This window comes from Carboxylicivirga agarovorans, from assembly GCF_050589845.1.
GTDB lineage: Bacteria > Bacteroidota > Bacteroidia > Bacteroidales > Marinilabiliaceae > Carboxylicivirga > Carboxylicivirga agarovorans.
This window is the reverse complement of record NZ_JBNGPA010000051.1, coordinates 1-15,534: the sequence shown is the minus strand read 5'-3', so window position 1 is coordinate 15,534 and position 15,534 is coordinate 1. Positions and strand designations below refer to the sequence as shown.

Here is a 15,534-nt window from a genome sequence, read left to right as displayed (position 1 = left end):
TTTTCGTTTACTCTTAACAAAAGGTTTTTAGTATTTACATTGAATTTTTCAGATACATAATTCCTTTCTATTTTTACGTGCATTATTTGGCACATTTAAAGTGCCTGAATAATCATCAACATTCAATTAACTAAGCTAAAACAGCAGCTCAATATCGTGAAAAGCAATTTAAATCTATTATACACCATTATTCTCTTATGCCTTGGATGGCATTCAGTTGCCCAGGAGAGAATTTTAATCGAAGGTACTGTAAAAGACAGTCTTAAAAAAACAATCCCATTCGCTAATATTACTGTTGTTAATGGCAGCGAGGGTGGTGTAAGCGATGAAAAAGGGCGCTTCTCGTTCAGAACTTCTCAACCCCTGCCATTTGAGATCCAGGTTTCATCAATTGGATACCGCACTAAAACAATTGAGATCAGGAATGAGCAGCAGAGCAAAAACCTGCTTGTTGAACTTTCACAAAAAGAAGAAAGTATTGGCCAGGTAGATGTTGAAGGACGAATCACCGATCAATCATTTAATAAGATAGACCCTAAGTTAACCAACCGACTACCCGATGCCGGCGGTGGCAATATTGAAGGCCTTGTTAAAAGCCAGATGGGCGTTTCATCCAATAACGAGCTAAGCTCACAATATCGGGTGCGCGGTGGTAATTACGATGAAAACCTTGTGTATGTTAATGACATTGAAATCTATCGGCCTTTTTTAATTCGCTCAGGTCAGCAGGAAGGTCTCAGCTTCATTAACCCCAACCTCATTTCTTCAATTAAGTTTTCACCGGGAGGTTTTGAAGCCCAGTATGGTGATAAAATGTCATCGGTACTTGATGTCAGATATAAAAAACCGACGGAATTAAGCGGAAGTGTGAGTGCCAGTCTCTTAGGAGCATCTGGTCATATTGAGGGAAAATCAAAAAACAACAAATTTACAGCCATCACAGGGGTGCGTTATAAAACCAATCAATATCTTCTGGGTACGCTTGATGTGAGTGGAGATTACAACCCCAGCTTTTTTGATGTTCAAACCTTTTTGACCTACCAACTCTCAGAAAAATGGTCACTTGAAGCACTGGGTTATTACTCACAGAATAATTACAGTTTTGAACCGGTTGACCGGGAAACATCATTCGGAACGATCAACGAAGCTAAAAAGCTTAAAATCTACTTTGAAGGCCAGGAAAAGGATTTATTTCAAACCGGCCTGGGAGCCATCTCCTTGAAGTTTATGCCTAATAGTAACAATCAGTACAAGCTTACAGCCATGGGTTACAGGACCTATGAAGAAGAGACCTATGATATACAAGGTCAATACTGGTTACAAAACATTGAAAACCTGGATGGCTCAACTCCTAACCCGCAAGAGGACGGCATTCAGAATATTGGTGTAGGCACCAACATTGAACATGCACGTAATGACCTATTGGGTGTTATTCAAAACATGGCATTACAGGGTAAACATCAACTTAATAAACACCTCCTTTCGTGGCAGGTTAAATATCAGCACGAGTATTTTAAAGATTACATCAACGAATGGGAGATGCGTGATTCGGCAGGATACTCTCTCCCTTACTCCGATAAGGAAGTGAAGTTTGTTTACTCTTACAATGCCGATGCCGAAACATCGAGCAACCGGGTTACCGCATACCTGCAGGATGAATTCCGCATCAACACTAACAATGGTTTTATTCTTGTCAATGCCGGTATCAGAACGAACTACTGGGACTTTAATGATGAGTTTCTCATCAGCCCGCGTATTAACTTTTTGTTTTATCCAGATATAACTAAAACAACACGCTATCGACTGGCTGGAGGTATTTATTACCAAAGCCCTTTTTACCGGGAAATGAGACGACCGGATGGTAGTATCAATGAAAATATAAAGGCACAAAAATCCGTTCAGTTTGTTGCCGGAATAGACCGGATCTTCGAGGCTATGGATCGTCAGTTTAAGTTTACCAGTGAAGCGTATTACAAACACCTGACAGATCTGAATCCCTACCAGGTTGACAATGTAAGGGTGCGTTATGCGGGTGAAAACAATGCTAAGGGATATGCCACCGGTATTGACTTTAAACTGCATGGTGAATTTGTTCCTGGTGTTGAGTCATGGGCTAACCTGTCACTTATGAAGACAGAAGAGGATATTCTTGATGATTATTACATTGAAACAGATGAAGAGGGCAATGAAACGATCATATATCCCGGATATATACCTCGTCCATCGGACCAACGCTTTTCGTTTTCCCTATTCTTTCAGGACTACCTGCCGAACAATCCGAGCTTTAGAGTTAACCTTAACTTTTTATATGCGTCGGGTTTACCATTCGGACCACCACAGTCGCCACGCTATATGGCAACACACCGAATGCCGGCCTACAGACGTGTTGATATTGGATTTTCTAAAGATTTAACAAAGTGGCTCAATAAAAACAATACACTCGTCAAAGATTGCTGGATTGGTCTTGAGGTCTTTAATTTGTTTGACATCAACAATACCATCTCGTATTTTTGGGTAAGAGACATACATAACCGTCAGTATGCGGTTCCGAATTACCTTACATCACGACGTTTAAACCTTAAACTAACTGCATTTTTTTAAAGAAAAGAGTAACTTGAAAATCTTATCAACTCAGGCCTAGGCATATGAGTAGTAATTGTAATAAAATACAACTTTAACTCATTTTTTACGTAATTAAACCAATAGTTACATTTATTAGGTATTTTAATGACTCAGCTCGACCCGACCATATTATTGGTAGATGATTCAGCAGTTAATCTGGAAATTCTTCAGGAAGCTCTATCGCGCTACAACACTGTTACGGCCAGTAATGGGGATGAAGCAATGGAAATTGCATTCTCAAGAAACAAGCCGGACCTCATATTATTAGACATAGTGATGCCGGGAATGGATGGCTACCAGGTTTGTAAAATACTTAAGAGCAATGATCTTTCTAAGGATATACCGATCATTTTCATAACGGGGCAAAACGACTCTGAGAGCGTTTTAAAAGGCTTTGAAGCCGGAGCCATTGATTACATCACAAAGCCTTTCAATATTATGGAATTAAAAGCTCGTGTCAAGACTCAGCTTTCCATTAAAATGGCACGTGATCAAAATCAACGCCTGATCAATAAAATAAAAACCGTCAATAAAAAACTGACCGATAGTATTGAGTATGCGCAAAAGATTCAGACAGCCAGTCTACCTTCAAAGGAGCTGCTTGACAAATTGCTGCCTGAGTATTTTGTGATGCTTAAACCCCGTGACATAGTCAGCGGTGATTTTTACTGGGTTGAGCAGGCCGGTGATAAATTAATAATAGTGGCAGCCGATTGCACAGGACATGGGGTTCCCGGTGCATTCATGAGCATGTTTGGCGTTGCCTACCTGCACGAGATAGTTGGAAAAAACAAATTTACACAGCCGGCTGAGATTATTAATGAATTACGCCGCATTGTCATTGAATCACTAAGACAAGATGAAGACAGTGAAGTTAAAGACGGCATGGACATTAGCATTATTTCCATTGATAAAGCTAAAAAGGAAATTGAATTTGCAGGTGCTTTTAATGACATGCTTTTAGTGCGCAATAATGAAATGAAGATTTACCAGGCGGATCATATGCCTGTTTCCATCGGTGAGACTAACAATCCTTACACCAACCATGTAATTTCATACGAAAGTAATGATTGTATTTACCTGTATTCAGATGGTTTCCCGTCACAATTTGGCGGCCCCAATGACAAAAAGCTTATGCAAAAGGGCTTTCGTAATTTGCTATTAGAGAACCACCACTACACAATGACAGAACAAGGTGATATATACAACAATTTCTTCGATGTATGGAAAGGCATCAATGATCAGATTGATGATGTTCTGGTCATGGGACTAAGACTATAATTACCTATTTATATTTTACGCGTTTAGAATTCATTTCTTTTTACTTATCTTTGCGCCGTGTTTAATCACTGACAGTTCGCAACCATCCTGTCATTAAACAAAACTAGGAGATTAATAGCATTTAATATCTGCTGATACGGATTCCTGTATCAGTACACTCCATTTTGTTTAAGCCTTGATTGCAGCTGTCTAATCATTGATACAATGAAAAAAGCTGTCGTATTATTATCTGGAGGCCTGGATTCTGCCGTTGCCTTGCACCTTGCTAAAAGCGAAGGATTTGAACTTCACGCCATATCTTTTGATTATGGCCAGCGTCATAATCGTGAACTGGAAGCAGCCAAAGCCATAGCCAAACAAACAAAGGTAGCCAATCACCAGGTTGTTACCCTTAAATTGGATAAATGGGGTGGATCGTCATTAACCGATTCAAGCATGGAGGTTGAAGACGGAGATGTAACACGCAATGATATTCCTGTTACTTATGTCCCTGCCCGAAACATGGTATTTTTATCTGTTGCCGCATCATTAGCTGAAGCTATTGGAGCTCAGGATATTTTTATCGGTGTCAGCCAGGTAGATTACTCTGGTTATGTGGACTGCCGACAGGAGTTTATTGACAGTATGGAGAAGACCATCAACCTGGGTACGGTGATGGGTGCCGAAAAGAATCTACCAATTAAAATCCATGCTCCCTTTGTCAATAAAACAAAAGCTGAAGAAATACAACTGGGTGTAGAATTAGGCGTTGATTTTGGATTAACATGGAGCTGCTATCGCGGAGGTGAGAAACCTTGCGGCACATGCGACAGCTGTTTGTTAAGAGCTAAAGCTTTTGCTGAGGCAGGCGTTGTGGACACATCATTATAATAATAGAGAGAAGTTGAAATGGAGAAGTTGGTATTAGCCAAAGAGGGTGTTTTTCCTGTTGTGAAGGATCACAAGGGTCATGCAATTAACAACGAACCCAAAACAGGTTTACAAATGCCTGGAACCATACAGGGGGAAGGTAAGTTGGCAGGAGTCCCTTCACTTTTTATTCGTTTATCAAGCTGTAACCTACGCTGTATCTGGCAAATGGAAGACGGTAGTTATTGCCGTTGCGATACAACTTATGCCTCTTTTCATCCTGATGAAATTATTGAACTGGAGGTTAATGATGTTTATAACTGGGTAAAACATAACCTGGGCAGTGTCAGACATGTTGTAATCACCGGGGGTGAACCACTTTTGCAAAAAAGAGCCCTGGTACAACTTTGTCAGAAGCTTAAGGAAGAGTTGAATGTACATATCACTTTAGAGTCAAACGGCTCCTTATATGATGCCGGTGTTGCTGAATGGATTGACTTATTCAGCATTTCACCAAAACTCAGTAACTCTGAGCCACATCCTGAAAAATTAGCTGCTTATGGCCTGAAAGAATCGGGGCCCTATAAGTTTCATGCACAAAAGCGTCTTAACACAAGTGCTCTTCAATCGTATATAGATCTGGTAAATGAGTCTGATAAAGAGTTGCAGTTAAAGTTTGTAGTGGGCAAGTCATCTGACTACAAAGAAATTAAATCTGATTTTCTGGAAGCACTTAGCAGCTGGAACGCTAATGACATATTGCTTATGCCACTGGGAGCAACACAGGAAGAAATAGCAAAATCATCTCCTTTGGTTTTGGAGATGGCCATTGCCAATGGCTGGCGCTTTAGTCCGCGGGTCCACATTGAGCTTTTTGGCTCAAAATCAGGAGTGTAGGATTGGAAGCCAGAAGCAAGCGTTCAGAAGCAAGTGCTGTATAACTAACCAGCAGAGGTTTTAACTATAGTATAAAAACGGTTAAAGGCAGCATCAGTAATAACTAATCATTTCACATATGATTGAAGGAAAATTCTTAGGAAAACAAGTCGAATATCCGCAGCAATATGCCCCTGAAATGCTGGTGGCTGTACCACGTCATTTCAACCGTGAACAATATCAACTAAACGATAAGAACCTGCCTTTTATCGGATTGGATGTATGGCATGCTTATGAATTAAGTTTTCTGACTAAAAAAGGATTACCAGTCACCGGTTTATTGAAGGTAGTTTACCCAGCCACCAACAAAGCCATCGTAGAGAGTAAATCATTAAAGCTGTATTTGAATTCTTTCAATATGCATCGCTTTGGCAACACTGCTGAAGAGGGATTAAGAGAAGTACTGACGATCATTAATAAAGACCTGAGTCAAGTGCTGGAAACGGTCGTGGAGACAGGCTTTTTTAAACACGACAAACACGCTGCCACCTTTGATTTTTCTGACTTCACAGTACTGGAAGATGCAACAGATAGTGATTCTATCCAATTCACTCACTATAACGAAGCACCTGAACTGTTAATATCAGCCAACAAGGCCGGTGAACTGAAAATAGCCTCTCACCTGTTACGCAGTAATTGCAAGATCACCAATCAACCGGATTGGGGCAGCTGTTATATTCATATAAAAGGTGCATCATTACCCGATGAAACAGCCCTTTTAAAATACCTTGTTTCCATCCGTAATGAAAATCATTTTCACGAGGAGATATGTGAGATGATCTTCAAACGACTCTGGGATAGTTTTAGCCCGGATGAACTGGCGGTAAGCTGCATCTATACACGTCGTGGTGGCATTGACATTTGCCCTGTAAGGGCTAGTCACACACACTTATTACCTCTTGCTCTGACAAACCCATCCGTTTTATCAGAGAAGTTATTAAGACAGTAAGACAGACTACTGCTAAATAAAAACCGCTAAGCACACATATGGCTTAGCGGACTAATAAGTGACCAGAGGTCACAATTCAATATTAAACTCAGGATAAAGATCTGCCGGGTTTCTACTCTACTAAAACCGCTTTAATGGCACTTGTATTGGTCATGTTATCTGCTATTGGACATCGCTTCTCAACATCGTGCAAAAACGCTTCCTTTTCTTCCTTTGACATATCTGCATCTATCTCAACATAGGTTCTGATCTCAACAAAACCTGCGCGCCCCTCTTCTGTTTTGCCCAAAAGAAAATTCTTATCAATATCACCTTCAAGCTTAACTGATATACCTCTTACCGGCAGACGGCGCTGATTGGCAATAATACGACCGATGGCACAGATACATGCCGGTAAAGACGCCAGGAAAATTTCCATTGGATTAGGACCTTCATCTGTCCCAGCGGGCTTTGGTTGGTCAATTACAAAGTTATGTGAACATGAAACTTCTGTTCGGAAGCCCTCTTTCATCTCAGCTCCCACTTTTAATGTTGATATAGCCATTTTCTTTAATATTTAATTGTAAAAATTATTTCCCTGTACTAATGGCAAGTCCGCCAGAAAACTCTTCCGGCAAGCCATTTTTTGCTGTAATTTCATTTGCCAGTTTTAAGGCCTGTTCAAATGAATCGCATATATATTTTGGATCTATGACATCCATGACTCCATTCTTGTCCAGGTCATTTTGAACTGTACTATTCACTCCCGACAGAATGATAGCCACTCCGTATTTTTTCAGAATAGACAATGCAGCCTTTAGGTTATAAGCACCTGTTTGATCAACAAATGACACATGTCTCATACGTATTATCAATACCTTAGATGTTCCGCCCAGCTCCCTGATACGCTCTGAGTACATGCGCGCAGAAGCAAAAAATAATGGCCCGCTTATTTCATATACCCCAACTCCTTCAGGCAACGCTGAATAATCTTCAAGAAGGTCTGTATCAATCACATTATCGATCCGCTTATTGTTGATATCGGCCATTCGTTTCATAAACAAAACGGCAGATAATACAACTCCTATTTCAATGGCAACAGTAAGGTCGACAAAAACCGTCAGTACAAATGTGATAAGCAGAATAAGGCTATCGAAAAAAGAGCCCTTGAGAACAGCAATAAAAGAACGCCATTCGCTCATGTCATAAGCTACTACCATTAAAATACCTGCCAGGCAGGCCATTGGTATTAACTTTGCCCAGGCTCCTAAGAACAGCATTATCAACAACAAACTTAGTGCATGGACAATGCCTGCCACGGGTGTACGCCCACCGTTTTTAATATTTGTCGCAGTACGTGCTATGGCACCTGTTGCCGGTATTCCGCCGAAAAAAGGAGTTACAAGGTTGGCAATACCCTGTGCAATCAATTCGGTATTGGAACGATGCTTTCCTCCTGTCATACCATCAGCAACAACAGCCGAAAGCAAGGATTCAATACCTCCCAGGAGAGCAATGGTTAAGGCGGGTGCAAAATAGATATGTATATTGGCCAGATCTATCCGGGGCAGGGACCAGCTTATGGTATTGGGAATGTTACCGAAATAGGTTTCGATGGTCGCCACAGGTATATCAAATATAACAACGAGTGGTGTAATACAAACAATTGCCACAAAAGAGCCTGGCACCCTGGAGCTTATATATTTAAAGTTAAGACTGATCAATATGGTCAGTATAGTAAGTAATATGGCGTAGTAATTAACCGTATTCAGAGATGAGATATACGTTAACCACTTTTCTGTAAAACCCGCCGGAACAGAATCAATAGAAAGACCTAAACCATCTTTGATCTGTGTAGAGAAAATAACCAGGGCTATACCACTGGTAAAGCCTACAACCAATGGTTGAGGAAAATACTTAAGCAGACTACCCAGTCGCAACAAGCCGAAAGCAATTAAAATAAGACCAGCCAATATGGTTGAAATAACCAGTCCTTCCAAACCGTATTGCTGTACTACTCCATAAACAATGACTATAAAAGCACCTGTGGGTCCACCTATCTGAACCCGGCTTCCACCCAAAAACGATATTATAAAACCTGCAATAACAGCAGTTATCAACCCCCTTTCCGGAGAAACGCCCGATGCTACGGCAAATGCAATAGCCAGGGGCAAAGCAACAATTCCTACTACAATACCGGCAAGGACATCATTACCTAGTTGACGCCTGGAAATACCAGTTTTTAAAAGACTAAAAAACTTGGGTTTAAAGATAAAATTCATAGTGTGTGAGTCATTCAGCTCACAAAAGTAAGAGTATTTTTGAACATACGTTCATTACTACATGAATTTATCTTTATTCTTTAAATAAAACCAAAGCGTCTAAGATCCTGTCTTATTTCCATATTGGTAGGATCGAGCTTGTTAGCTTTCACATAATATTTTTCGGCCATCCGCTTATTTCGCCTTGAAAATTCATAATACACAGCAACCGCTCTGTAATGCAAAGCCCACTGTCGTTTGATGTCATGGTATTCCTTTAAATCAAATTCGCTTTCAACCCCACCCATGAACTCAACGGCCTTGCTTAACTGGTTATTACCAAGGTAAGCATTAACGAGATTTCCGCACATCAGCAGATAACTTGATACAAATTCAGGATGTGTATTCAGAAAGGTAAATTCTTTTCGCAGATAATCCAGCTCATTAAGCCGCAACTCAATACTTTGTGGCACAAAACTAACATTGCTAAATACCCTCGCCTTGGCACAGTTATTTAAATCCTCCTGAAGATACAAGCTGCCCGGATTGTATTTATGCGCCAGACAGAATTGTCTGAACGCTTTATCCATTTTTCTCTTAACAGCAAAGGCCTCCCCTTTATATAAGTGATACCAGAATGAAATTTCATTTGTTACAACAGTATCCTTCAGGTTTGTTGAAAACAAGGTATATACCTCATCATAGGCATTCACATCGTTTTCCTCAAATAAATACTTACCTGAAAAGTACTTAAAATCATTGGCTACATTGTGTTTATTATACTTCTCAGGCAAAACCTTATATAAATCGATAAACACTTCTACATCATCGATATCATTAAATTTATGAAGGGCCAGGTATTCTTCCATTAATAAAACAGAAAAATATTTCGTTCGTGGATCGGGATGTATCTGGTAGGATTTTTTGAAATACTCCAGCGCTCTTTCATTGTTGCTGTTTTGCAGTAAAAATATACCCTCATTATAATATTGAAAAGCAGCGAGCACCTCCAGTTCAACCGATGTTGCATTATAATAATGAGCACCAAACAATTTATCAACTGTACTACTGCGGTATTCAAAATCAGATATCAGTTTATTATCCTTTAAAAACTCAACATACTCACGCTTAAAACGTGTATCAGGATTTAGATATCCTCGCAAAGGATCAGTGGTTTCAACCTTAATTCGCTCAGCATCGGGATACACCACTAAATAAACATGGGTTGGCAGCTCCTTTATCTCATAGGGGATATTCAACTCATTAAATATAAGTGCATACAACGCCGATGCCGACACGCAGTTATACAGACCCGCTATAAAAATATCGGAAAAGAAAGCTTTCTCATCGTATCGTCTAAAAAAGTTATTGTGAACGGATTTAAACAGGTACTTTATAACTTTGTCGTGCTTGGGGTGCTGAAGTTTCTTTGGATCAAGTGTCTTTATAAAATTATCGATCTGCAGTTGTGCATTGACCTGCGTTAATTCATCAGATCTGGGCGTAATGGCCATTAACAAATGGAGGTAGTCAACATTTGCAGAATCGCTTAAGTTGGTAAAAGCAGCCTCTTCAAAGGACGAATTAAAATTTAAAGACAATTTTTCTTGCGAGTGTGTCCACACAAGGGTGAACACCCATAAAACGGCGATAAAGATGGTTCTCATACTGGGATATTAAAGATTCTGATTAACTCAAAGTTAACAATATATCGTTAATACTCGCCAGTTATTTCATCAAATATACCATCAATCATTACTAATTTTTTTGGGCCCGAGTTCAATGACCTCCATATCTTTAATCGCATTACCATCAATTGCAAAGCGCAATGCAGTGCGCACAGCATGAAAACCAGATATTCCACAAGCTCCTGGATTTAAATGGAGCAGGTCAAGTTTCTTATCGTACATAACTTTTAAGATATGAGAATGTCCGCTAATGAAAAGCTTAGGTGGATTTGTATAAATCGTTCCCTTTACCAGGTTATCATATTTACCTGGGTAACCACCAAGCGTGTATGTGTCATCTATAGTTAATCTTTATATCTTTACTTCAAATCAGAAGTATGAAAACAATCGCCTATATCAGAACGTCAACCACGAACAAACAGGATTTATTAAGACAAGTTGAACCAATTAAGAATTTCTGTGAAAGAAAAGGTCTATTATTAGATGATAACTTAATTTTTTCGGATGAAATCAGTGGTAATGTGCTAACCCATGAAAGAACTGGTTATAAAAAGCTATTGAAATTTGTAAATGATTATAAGGGTAATAATTTACACGTTGTATTCGATGAAGTTAGTAGATTGGGCCGTAGACAAGATGATATACACAATAATATCACCTTCTATACGGAAAGGTCAAACCCCATCAACATACACTTTGTAAATCCTGAATGTAGCTACTTTGATGATAATGGTAATGTAGATGAAGGTGCTACAATGATAATTTCTTTATATGCTCAATTCGCAGCCGCTGAAAGAAGAAAAATACAACATCGTGTAAACACTTCAATTTCAAGAAGCGCAGCAAAAAACAAGCACTTAGGAGGTAAATTTGTACCATATGGTTACAAGGTTGTAGATTCATTCTATCAAGTGGATGAATCAGAATCATTAATTGTGAATGAAGTATTTGACCTCTATATCAGCGGATTAGGGCAATTAAATATAGCTAAACACCTTAACCGAAAGGGTAAAAAAGCAAGATTAGGTGGTGAATTTATACCTAATGTGATTATGCAAATGATTAAAAATCCACAATACAAAGGGGTAAGAGTTGTAAGAGGTGAAGAATATTCAATACCTGCTATCGTTGATTCTAAAAAATGGGAAAAAGCAAACGATTTACGAAAATCGAAAAATAGGGTTGGTAAAAGAGTAGTTAAAAATACTAATCCATTAGTTTCTAAACTTAAATGTAGATGTGGTAGTGTTATTATTGTATATCCACGTGGTGGTAAATTATCATATGGATGTCATAGGCGTATCCAACAAGGTAAAAAAGCATGTAACTACCTGCTTACAGTTGATTACAACATATTAAATAATGCTATCCTAACCTACTTTGAATTAAACGCTAAGAAAAACACTGATATTGAAGATAGGATTAATGTACTTTCGGTTGAAAAAAAGAACATTGAAGATATACTAATTCCTAATACTAATAATGACCTAAATGATATAGATGAACAGTTAGATAGAGCAGCTAAATTATTTATCAAAAAGCGATTAACTGAAAAAAAATACGATGAATAGGTTGATGAAATAAAGAATGATGAAAAAAGGTATTATGATAATCTAATTCTTTACAATGAAAGAATAAAAGAAATTGATTTACAAATCAATGCATTAAAAGAAAGTGGTAAAATCACGAATATTAAGGATATAAATAATTTCAAGCATTTTTGTCAAACTCAATTAGATAATATTGTTATTCAGAAAGTTGATAGAAACTATTTAGGTGTATTTGAAAAGTACTACACACATGGTCATGAAGTTGTGTATAAAGTCAATATTAGTACAATTGATGGTGATACCTATGAATTATTTATTGGTAATCGAAGTAAATTAATCATTGACCATGTTTACCATATAATTGATGTTAAAGGTGAAAAACCTAATGTGCAGATGTTTAATACATTCTTTAAGGGCGATAAGGAACAAATAAATGGTGTTGCTCAATTACCCGAATTTGATGACATAGAAGAAGTAATTGATGGTGATATAACAGAAGGTTATCTAATTACACCGATAAAGGAATTTTTAAAAATTGAAGCTAAATAATTAAAAAAAGCCTGATAGCGTTAATTGAACTTATCAGGCTTCATTAATTCCATAATCTTAGCTTTTTCATCTTACCATAATTTAAGCAGCTTTTTTAATTGATACTGCATCATTTTCTTTCTTCAAAACAAAAAGTAATTCATTCACCTTCTTCTTTTTAGATACTGTAGATGATTTTGTTGAAAATCTACGAACAGACGTACTTTTAATTGATACTTCACCATATTTAGATAATATCTGTTGCACGTCCTGAACACTGTTTTTATCATCATCATTGAATGACAATAGAATGTACTTAGAATCAGTGTTTTTAATCAAATCATCAAGTGTTTTCTTAAAATGTAATTTACTTGCATATTTTGACCTGTAATAATCTTTAGGTTTGCCCGAAATCACATTTATATTAGTTGGTTTGATGTTGGTGTTAATAGTATTCAACATATGGTAATAGGACCCGTATTGAGTTTTGCAATATGGTATATCAAAGTATGCTATATCCAAACCTTTCAAACCTTTTACCAGTTCATTACAATCTTCATTGTGATTAATTACATCACACTCATATTCAGAAAATAATGGAAGTGGTAACGTAATTTCTTTCAATGGTCTATTCTTGTGATACTTCGAAGGATTTTTACCACCAAATGCACCTATACCATCGGCTTTAAAGTGAGAAGCAAAACCACCATTAGTATTTGCATGGTTGCAAGCTGAATAGAATAATGGGCCTAATAAAAATGGTTGAATATCTTTATCTACATGGTCAATCATACCACGTATGTTATCAATGATTTTAGCGTTTTTATTCGAAAAGAAAACACGTTCACCCTTCTGAATGTTGGTATCATCTTTTGGGGCGTACATATCGCTTAAAATACCACCATCACCTGCTAACTTATTATCGTTTAAGTACTGGTTGATTTCTTTTATTTTATCCAAATCAACATCAGATTTGTTAGCCAAATAACAGCTATTAATTACATGTGAATATGGTTCAATATCATTTGTGTGTAATTCACTTGCATATTGCTTTAAAATCCTTGCAACAACACCTGAACCTGAAAAGCCATCAAGTATTTTAACTTTTTCAATACCTTCTTCTTTCATGATGTTCTGTACTTCATCACCAATAAAATCTAATAGGTATCTTTTATTACCAAAATAGCTAATTACCTGCTTTTTAGTGTAATCATCACTTTCTTTTGTAGAAGCTAATTTATCATGCAATTCATTGATAGTATCAATCTTTTCATCATTCTTTTCCTTTAAAGTGATGTACTTTTTTTCACTTTTTTCAAGTTGCTTTTTTAATGTTGATACCTCTTTCTTTAATGAAGATACTTCTTTTTCATCGCTTTTTGTAGTAGCAGGTGATGGTGATAATGATGTTGTAATAGTTGCACATACATTTAATAGTAATTCGTGCATCTTTTTATTCTCATCATTCTTTGCTTCTAATTCTGTTTGTAAGGTTGCTACTTTATCATTCACAATACCTTCTACTGTTTCTTTAATTGCTTGCTCTAAATTCATTTACTAATTATTTTTTAATTGGTTATTAATGATAATTATTTCATTTATTTTATTGATTTTCATTTTTCTATTATAAATCTTATACAGCCTTGCAATTTCTTTATCTTCAATCACAATAGATTTATTCCAAGTTAAAGGATAGTATCTTAAATTATTACATCTTGTTAAGTCATTGACCCATGAATCAATATCAGGGTATTCATTTTCTTTCATCCCCTTATATAGACGGGCAATTATATAGTTGTCATATCTACCATTAGTATCTATATAAGGAATATTCACATCATATCTTGTATCTTTATATTCACATTCCTCAATAATTACTTCATCTTTTAAAGTAATATCCAACATGTATTCATGTTCTGCTGCAATTTCAACTGCTTCATTATAATTATTTGCTGCAATAGTTAAGTTTGTGTCATTTAACCTGTCATATAATCGGTAGTGATTCAATCCACTATTTGCATCTTCTTTTATTTTATTGAGTGTAAATTTTCCTACTCCAAATTCCATACTTTATAAATTTAAATGGTTAATAATTTAATTTAACAATATCACGTTTGACATATGCTAAATTCGTGTTTCAAAATTTTGAGAGGGCAAAAGTAGTAAAAATTTTGCATATACACAAATTTTGAATACTACGCAAGTCTTTTTAAAATTAATTTATATTCTTTAAAGGTCTGTATTACAGTACATTTAAGATATTTAAAAAAATCCAAAATTATTTTTATTGGAAATTTGACAATCTAAAGGAAATAACACATCTGTCTACATCAATATAATCTATAATGTGCATATGTTAACTAGGTGATATTAGGATAAAAAAAAGAGCAACCATAATTGATTGCTCTTTGTAAATGAATTAGTTGTATACTTTATTCTAAAATTCATCATCCAAATAATCTTCAAATTCTTCATTACTTTTAAAAATTTTCGTGCCAGGAAAATTACATTTATTACAAAAACTATCTACGTAATTACTAACTCTTACAACCTTATCACCTTCATTCGGTGCAATATGTACACCATTGTAGATAACAACAACATCAGATGATAGACATTTTGCGCATAATTCTATTTCATTAATATCACCGAATTTTTTTCTTTGTTTATCCACCTCTATATAGAAATTATTTAATGCTTTTTCTTTCTTCATTTTTTTTAATGCTTTTTCTTTCATATTATTTAAAATTTAATTATTCATTTATTACTTATAATACCCAACGGTCCTATTTGTAGGATGAGTTTTGATAAAAGTTTAAAAAAAAATCAAAAAAAAAGAGCAACCATAATTGATTGCTCTTTAAATGAGGTAGATGTAGGTGTTATTCACC

The 15,534-nt window shown here is 36.5% G+C and carries 14 protein-coding genes; 7 read left to right on the top strand and 7 right to left on the bottom strand.

Annotation, left to right across the window (positions count from 1 at the left end; translation table 11 throughout):
- Nucleotides 1–156 precede the first annotated feature (156 nt).
- From ACRD69_RS24075 to ACRD69_RS24055, 5 genes are all read left to right on the top strand, one after another.
- Nucleotides 157–2,601: a TonB-dependent receptor gene (locus ACRD69_RS24075; protein ID WP_430815168.1), complete on the top strand. Its 2,445-nt coding sequence runs from the start codon at nucleotides 157–159 to the stop codon at nucleotides 2,599–2,601.
- A gap of 126 nt (nucleotides 2,602–2,727) precedes the next feature.
- Nucleotides 2,728–3,903 carry a PP2C family protein-serine/threonine phosphatase gene (locus tag ACRD69_RS24070; protein ID WP_430815169.1) on the top strand — a complete coding sequence of 392 codons (1,176 nt, stop codon included), beginning with the start codon at nucleotides 2,728–2,730 and terminating at the stop codon, nucleotides 3,901–3,903.
- Nucleotides 3,904–4,107: 204 nt separating this feature from the next.
- Nucleotides 4,108–4,773, top strand: coding sequence for a 7-cyano-7-deazaguanine synthase QueC (gene queC / locus ACRD69_RS24065; protein WP_430815170.1), 666 nt, complete (start codon nucleotides 4,108–4,110; stop codon nucleotides 4,771–4,773).
- An 18-nt stretch (nucleotides 4,774–4,791) separates the two neighbouring features.
- The gene (locus ACRD69_RS24060) at nucleotides 4,792–5,649 is read left to right on the top strand and encodes a 7-carboxy-7-deazaguanine synthase QueE (RefSeq protein ID WP_430815171.1); all 858 of its coding nucleotides are present in this window, start codon (nucleotides 4,792–4,794) and stop codon (nucleotides 5,647–5,649) included.
- Nucleotides 5,650–5,767: 118 nt separating this feature from the next.
- Nucleotides 5,768–6,637 (top strand): NADPH-dependent 7-cyano-7-deazaguanine reductase QueF, encoded by an 870-nt coding sequence (locus tag ACRD69_RS24055; protein ID WP_430815172.1) that lies wholly within the window; start codon nucleotides 5,768–5,770, stop codon nucleotides 6,635–6,637.
- A gap of 112 nt (nucleotides 6,638–6,749) precedes the next feature.
- On the opposite strand, the gene ACRD69_RS24050 is transcribed toward ACRD69_RS24055, so the two are convergent.
- From ACRD69_RS24050 to ACRD69_RS24035, 4 genes are all read right to left on the bottom strand, one after another.
- Nucleotides 6,750–7,181 carry an OsmC family protein gene (locus ACRD69_RS24050; RefSeq protein WP_430815173.1) on the bottom strand — a complete coding sequence of 144 codons (432 nt, stop codon included), beginning with the start codon at nucleotides 7,179–7,181 and terminating at the stop codon, nucleotides 6,750–6,752.
- 25 nt (nucleotides 7,182–7,206) lie between these two features.
- Nucleotides 7,207–8,898 carry a SulP family inorganic anion transporter gene (locus ACRD69_RS24045; protein WP_430815174.1) on the bottom strand — a complete coding sequence of 564 codons (1,692 nt, stop codon included), beginning with the start codon at nucleotides 8,896–8,898 and terminating at the stop codon, nucleotides 7,207–7,209.
- Nucleotides 8,899–8,978: 80 nt separating this feature from the next.
- A complete protein-coding gene (locus tag ACRD69_RS24040; protein ID WP_430815175.1) occupies nucleotides 8,979–10,544 on the bottom strand; it encodes a tetratricopeptide repeat protein in 1,566 nt (521 codons plus the stop codon).
- Between the two features lie 81 nt (nucleotides 10,545–10,625).
- Nucleotides 10,626–10,787: a hypothetical protein gene (locus tag ACRD69_RS24035; RefSeq protein WP_430815176.1), complete on the bottom strand. Its 162-nt coding sequence runs from the start codon at nucleotides 10,785–10,787 to the stop codon at nucleotides 10,626–10,628.
- A gap of 155 nt (nucleotides 10,788–10,942) precedes the next feature.
- Here ACRD69_RS24035 and ACRD69_RS24030 point away from each other — a divergent pair, with 155 nt between their 5' ends.
- Both ACRD69_RS24030 and ACRD69_RS24025 read left to right on the top strand, forming a co-directional pair.
- Nucleotides 10,943–12,136 carry a recombinase family protein gene (locus tag ACRD69_RS24030; RefSeq protein ID WP_430815177.1) on the top strand — a complete coding sequence of 398 codons (1,194 nt, stop codon included), beginning with the start codon at nucleotides 10,943–10,945 and terminating at the stop codon, nucleotides 12,134–12,136.
- A 243-nt stretch (nucleotides 12,137–12,379) separates the two neighbouring features.
- Nucleotides 12,380–12,664, top strand: coding sequence for a hypothetical protein (locus tag ACRD69_RS24025; protein WP_430815178.1), 285 nt, complete (start codon nucleotides 12,380–12,382; stop codon nucleotides 12,662–12,664).
- 81 nt (nucleotides 12,665–12,745) lie between these two features.
- Here the strand turns inward: ACRD69_RS24025 and ACRD69_RS24020 are convergent, their stop codons facing one another.
- The 3 genes from ACRD69_RS24020 to ACRD69_RS24010 all read right to left on the bottom strand — a co-directional run bounded on the left by ACRD69_RS24020 (nucleotide 12,746) and on the right by ACRD69_RS24010 (nucleotide 15,380).
- Nucleotides 12,746–14,197: a DNA adenine methylase gene (locus ACRD69_RS24020; protein ID WP_430815179.1), complete on the bottom strand. Its 1,452-nt coding sequence runs from the start codon at nucleotides 14,195–14,197 to the stop codon at nucleotides 12,746–12,748.
- A 3-nt stretch (nucleotides 14,198–14,200) separates the two neighbouring features.
- A complete protein-coding gene (locus tag ACRD69_RS24015; RefSeq protein WP_430815180.1) occupies nucleotides 14,201–14,710 on the bottom strand; it encodes a hypothetical protein in 510 nt (169 codons plus the stop codon).
- Between the two features lie 370 nt (nucleotides 14,711–15,080).
- Nucleotides 15,081–15,380 carry a hypothetical protein gene (locus tag ACRD69_RS24010; RefSeq protein ID WP_430815181.1) on the bottom strand — a complete coding sequence of 100 codons (300 nt, stop codon included), beginning with the start codon at nucleotides 15,378–15,380 and terminating at the stop codon, nucleotides 15,081–15,083.
- Nucleotides 15,381–15,534: the final 154 nt, after the last annotated feature.

Excerpts from the sequence above, each read along its gene's own strand:
- ACRD69_RS24070 (WP_430815169.1), top strand. The coding sequence starts at position 2,728 with ATGACTCAGCTCGACCCGACCATATTATTGGTAGATGATTCAGCAGTT.
- ACRD69_RS24020 (WP_430815179.1), bottom strand. The coding sequence starts at position 14,197 with ATGAATTTAGAGCAAGCAATTAAAGAAACAGTAGAAGGTATTGTGAAT.
- ACRD69_RS24015 (WP_430815180.1), bottom strand. The coding sequence starts at position 14,710 with ATGGAATTTGGAGTAGGAAAATTTACACTCAATAAAATAAAAGAAGAT.
- ACRD69_RS24060 (WP_430815171.1), top strand. The coding sequence starts at position 4,792 with ATGGAGAAGTTGGTATTAGCCAAAGAGGGTGTTTTTCCTGTTGTGAAG.
- ACRD69_RS24040 (WP_430815175.1), bottom strand. The coding sequence starts at position 10,544 with ATGAGAACCATCTTTATCGCCGTTTTATGGGTGTTCACCCTTGTGTGG.
- ACRD69_RS24010 (WP_430815181.1), bottom strand. The coding sequence starts at position 15,380 with ATGAAAGAAAAAGCATTAAAAAAAATGAAGAAAGAAAAAGCATTAAAT.
- ACRD69_RS24050 (WP_430815173.1), bottom strand. The coding sequence starts at position 7,181 with ATGGCTATATCAACATTAAAAGTGGGAGCTGAGATGAAAGAGGGCTTC.
- ACRD69_RS24030 (WP_430815177.1), top strand. The coding sequence starts at position 10,943 with ATGAAAACAATCGCCTATATCAGAACGTCAACCACGAACAAACAGGAT.
- ACRD69_RS24035 (WP_430815176.1), bottom strand. The coding sequence starts at position 10,787 with ATGTACGATAAGAAACTTGACCTGCTCCATTTAAATCCAGGAGCTTGT.
- ACRD69_RS24045 (WP_430815174.1), bottom strand. The coding sequence starts at position 8,898 with ATGAATTTTATCTTTAAACCCAAGTTTTTTAGTCTTTTAAAAACTGGT.
- queC (WP_430815170.1), top strand. The coding sequence starts at position 4,108 with ATGAAAAAAGCTGTCGTATTATTATCTGGAGGCCTGGATTCTGCCGTT.
- ACRD69_RS24055 (WP_430815172.1), top strand. The coding sequence starts at position 5,768 with ATGATTGAAGGAAAATTCTTAGGAAAACAAGTCGAATATCCGCAGCAA.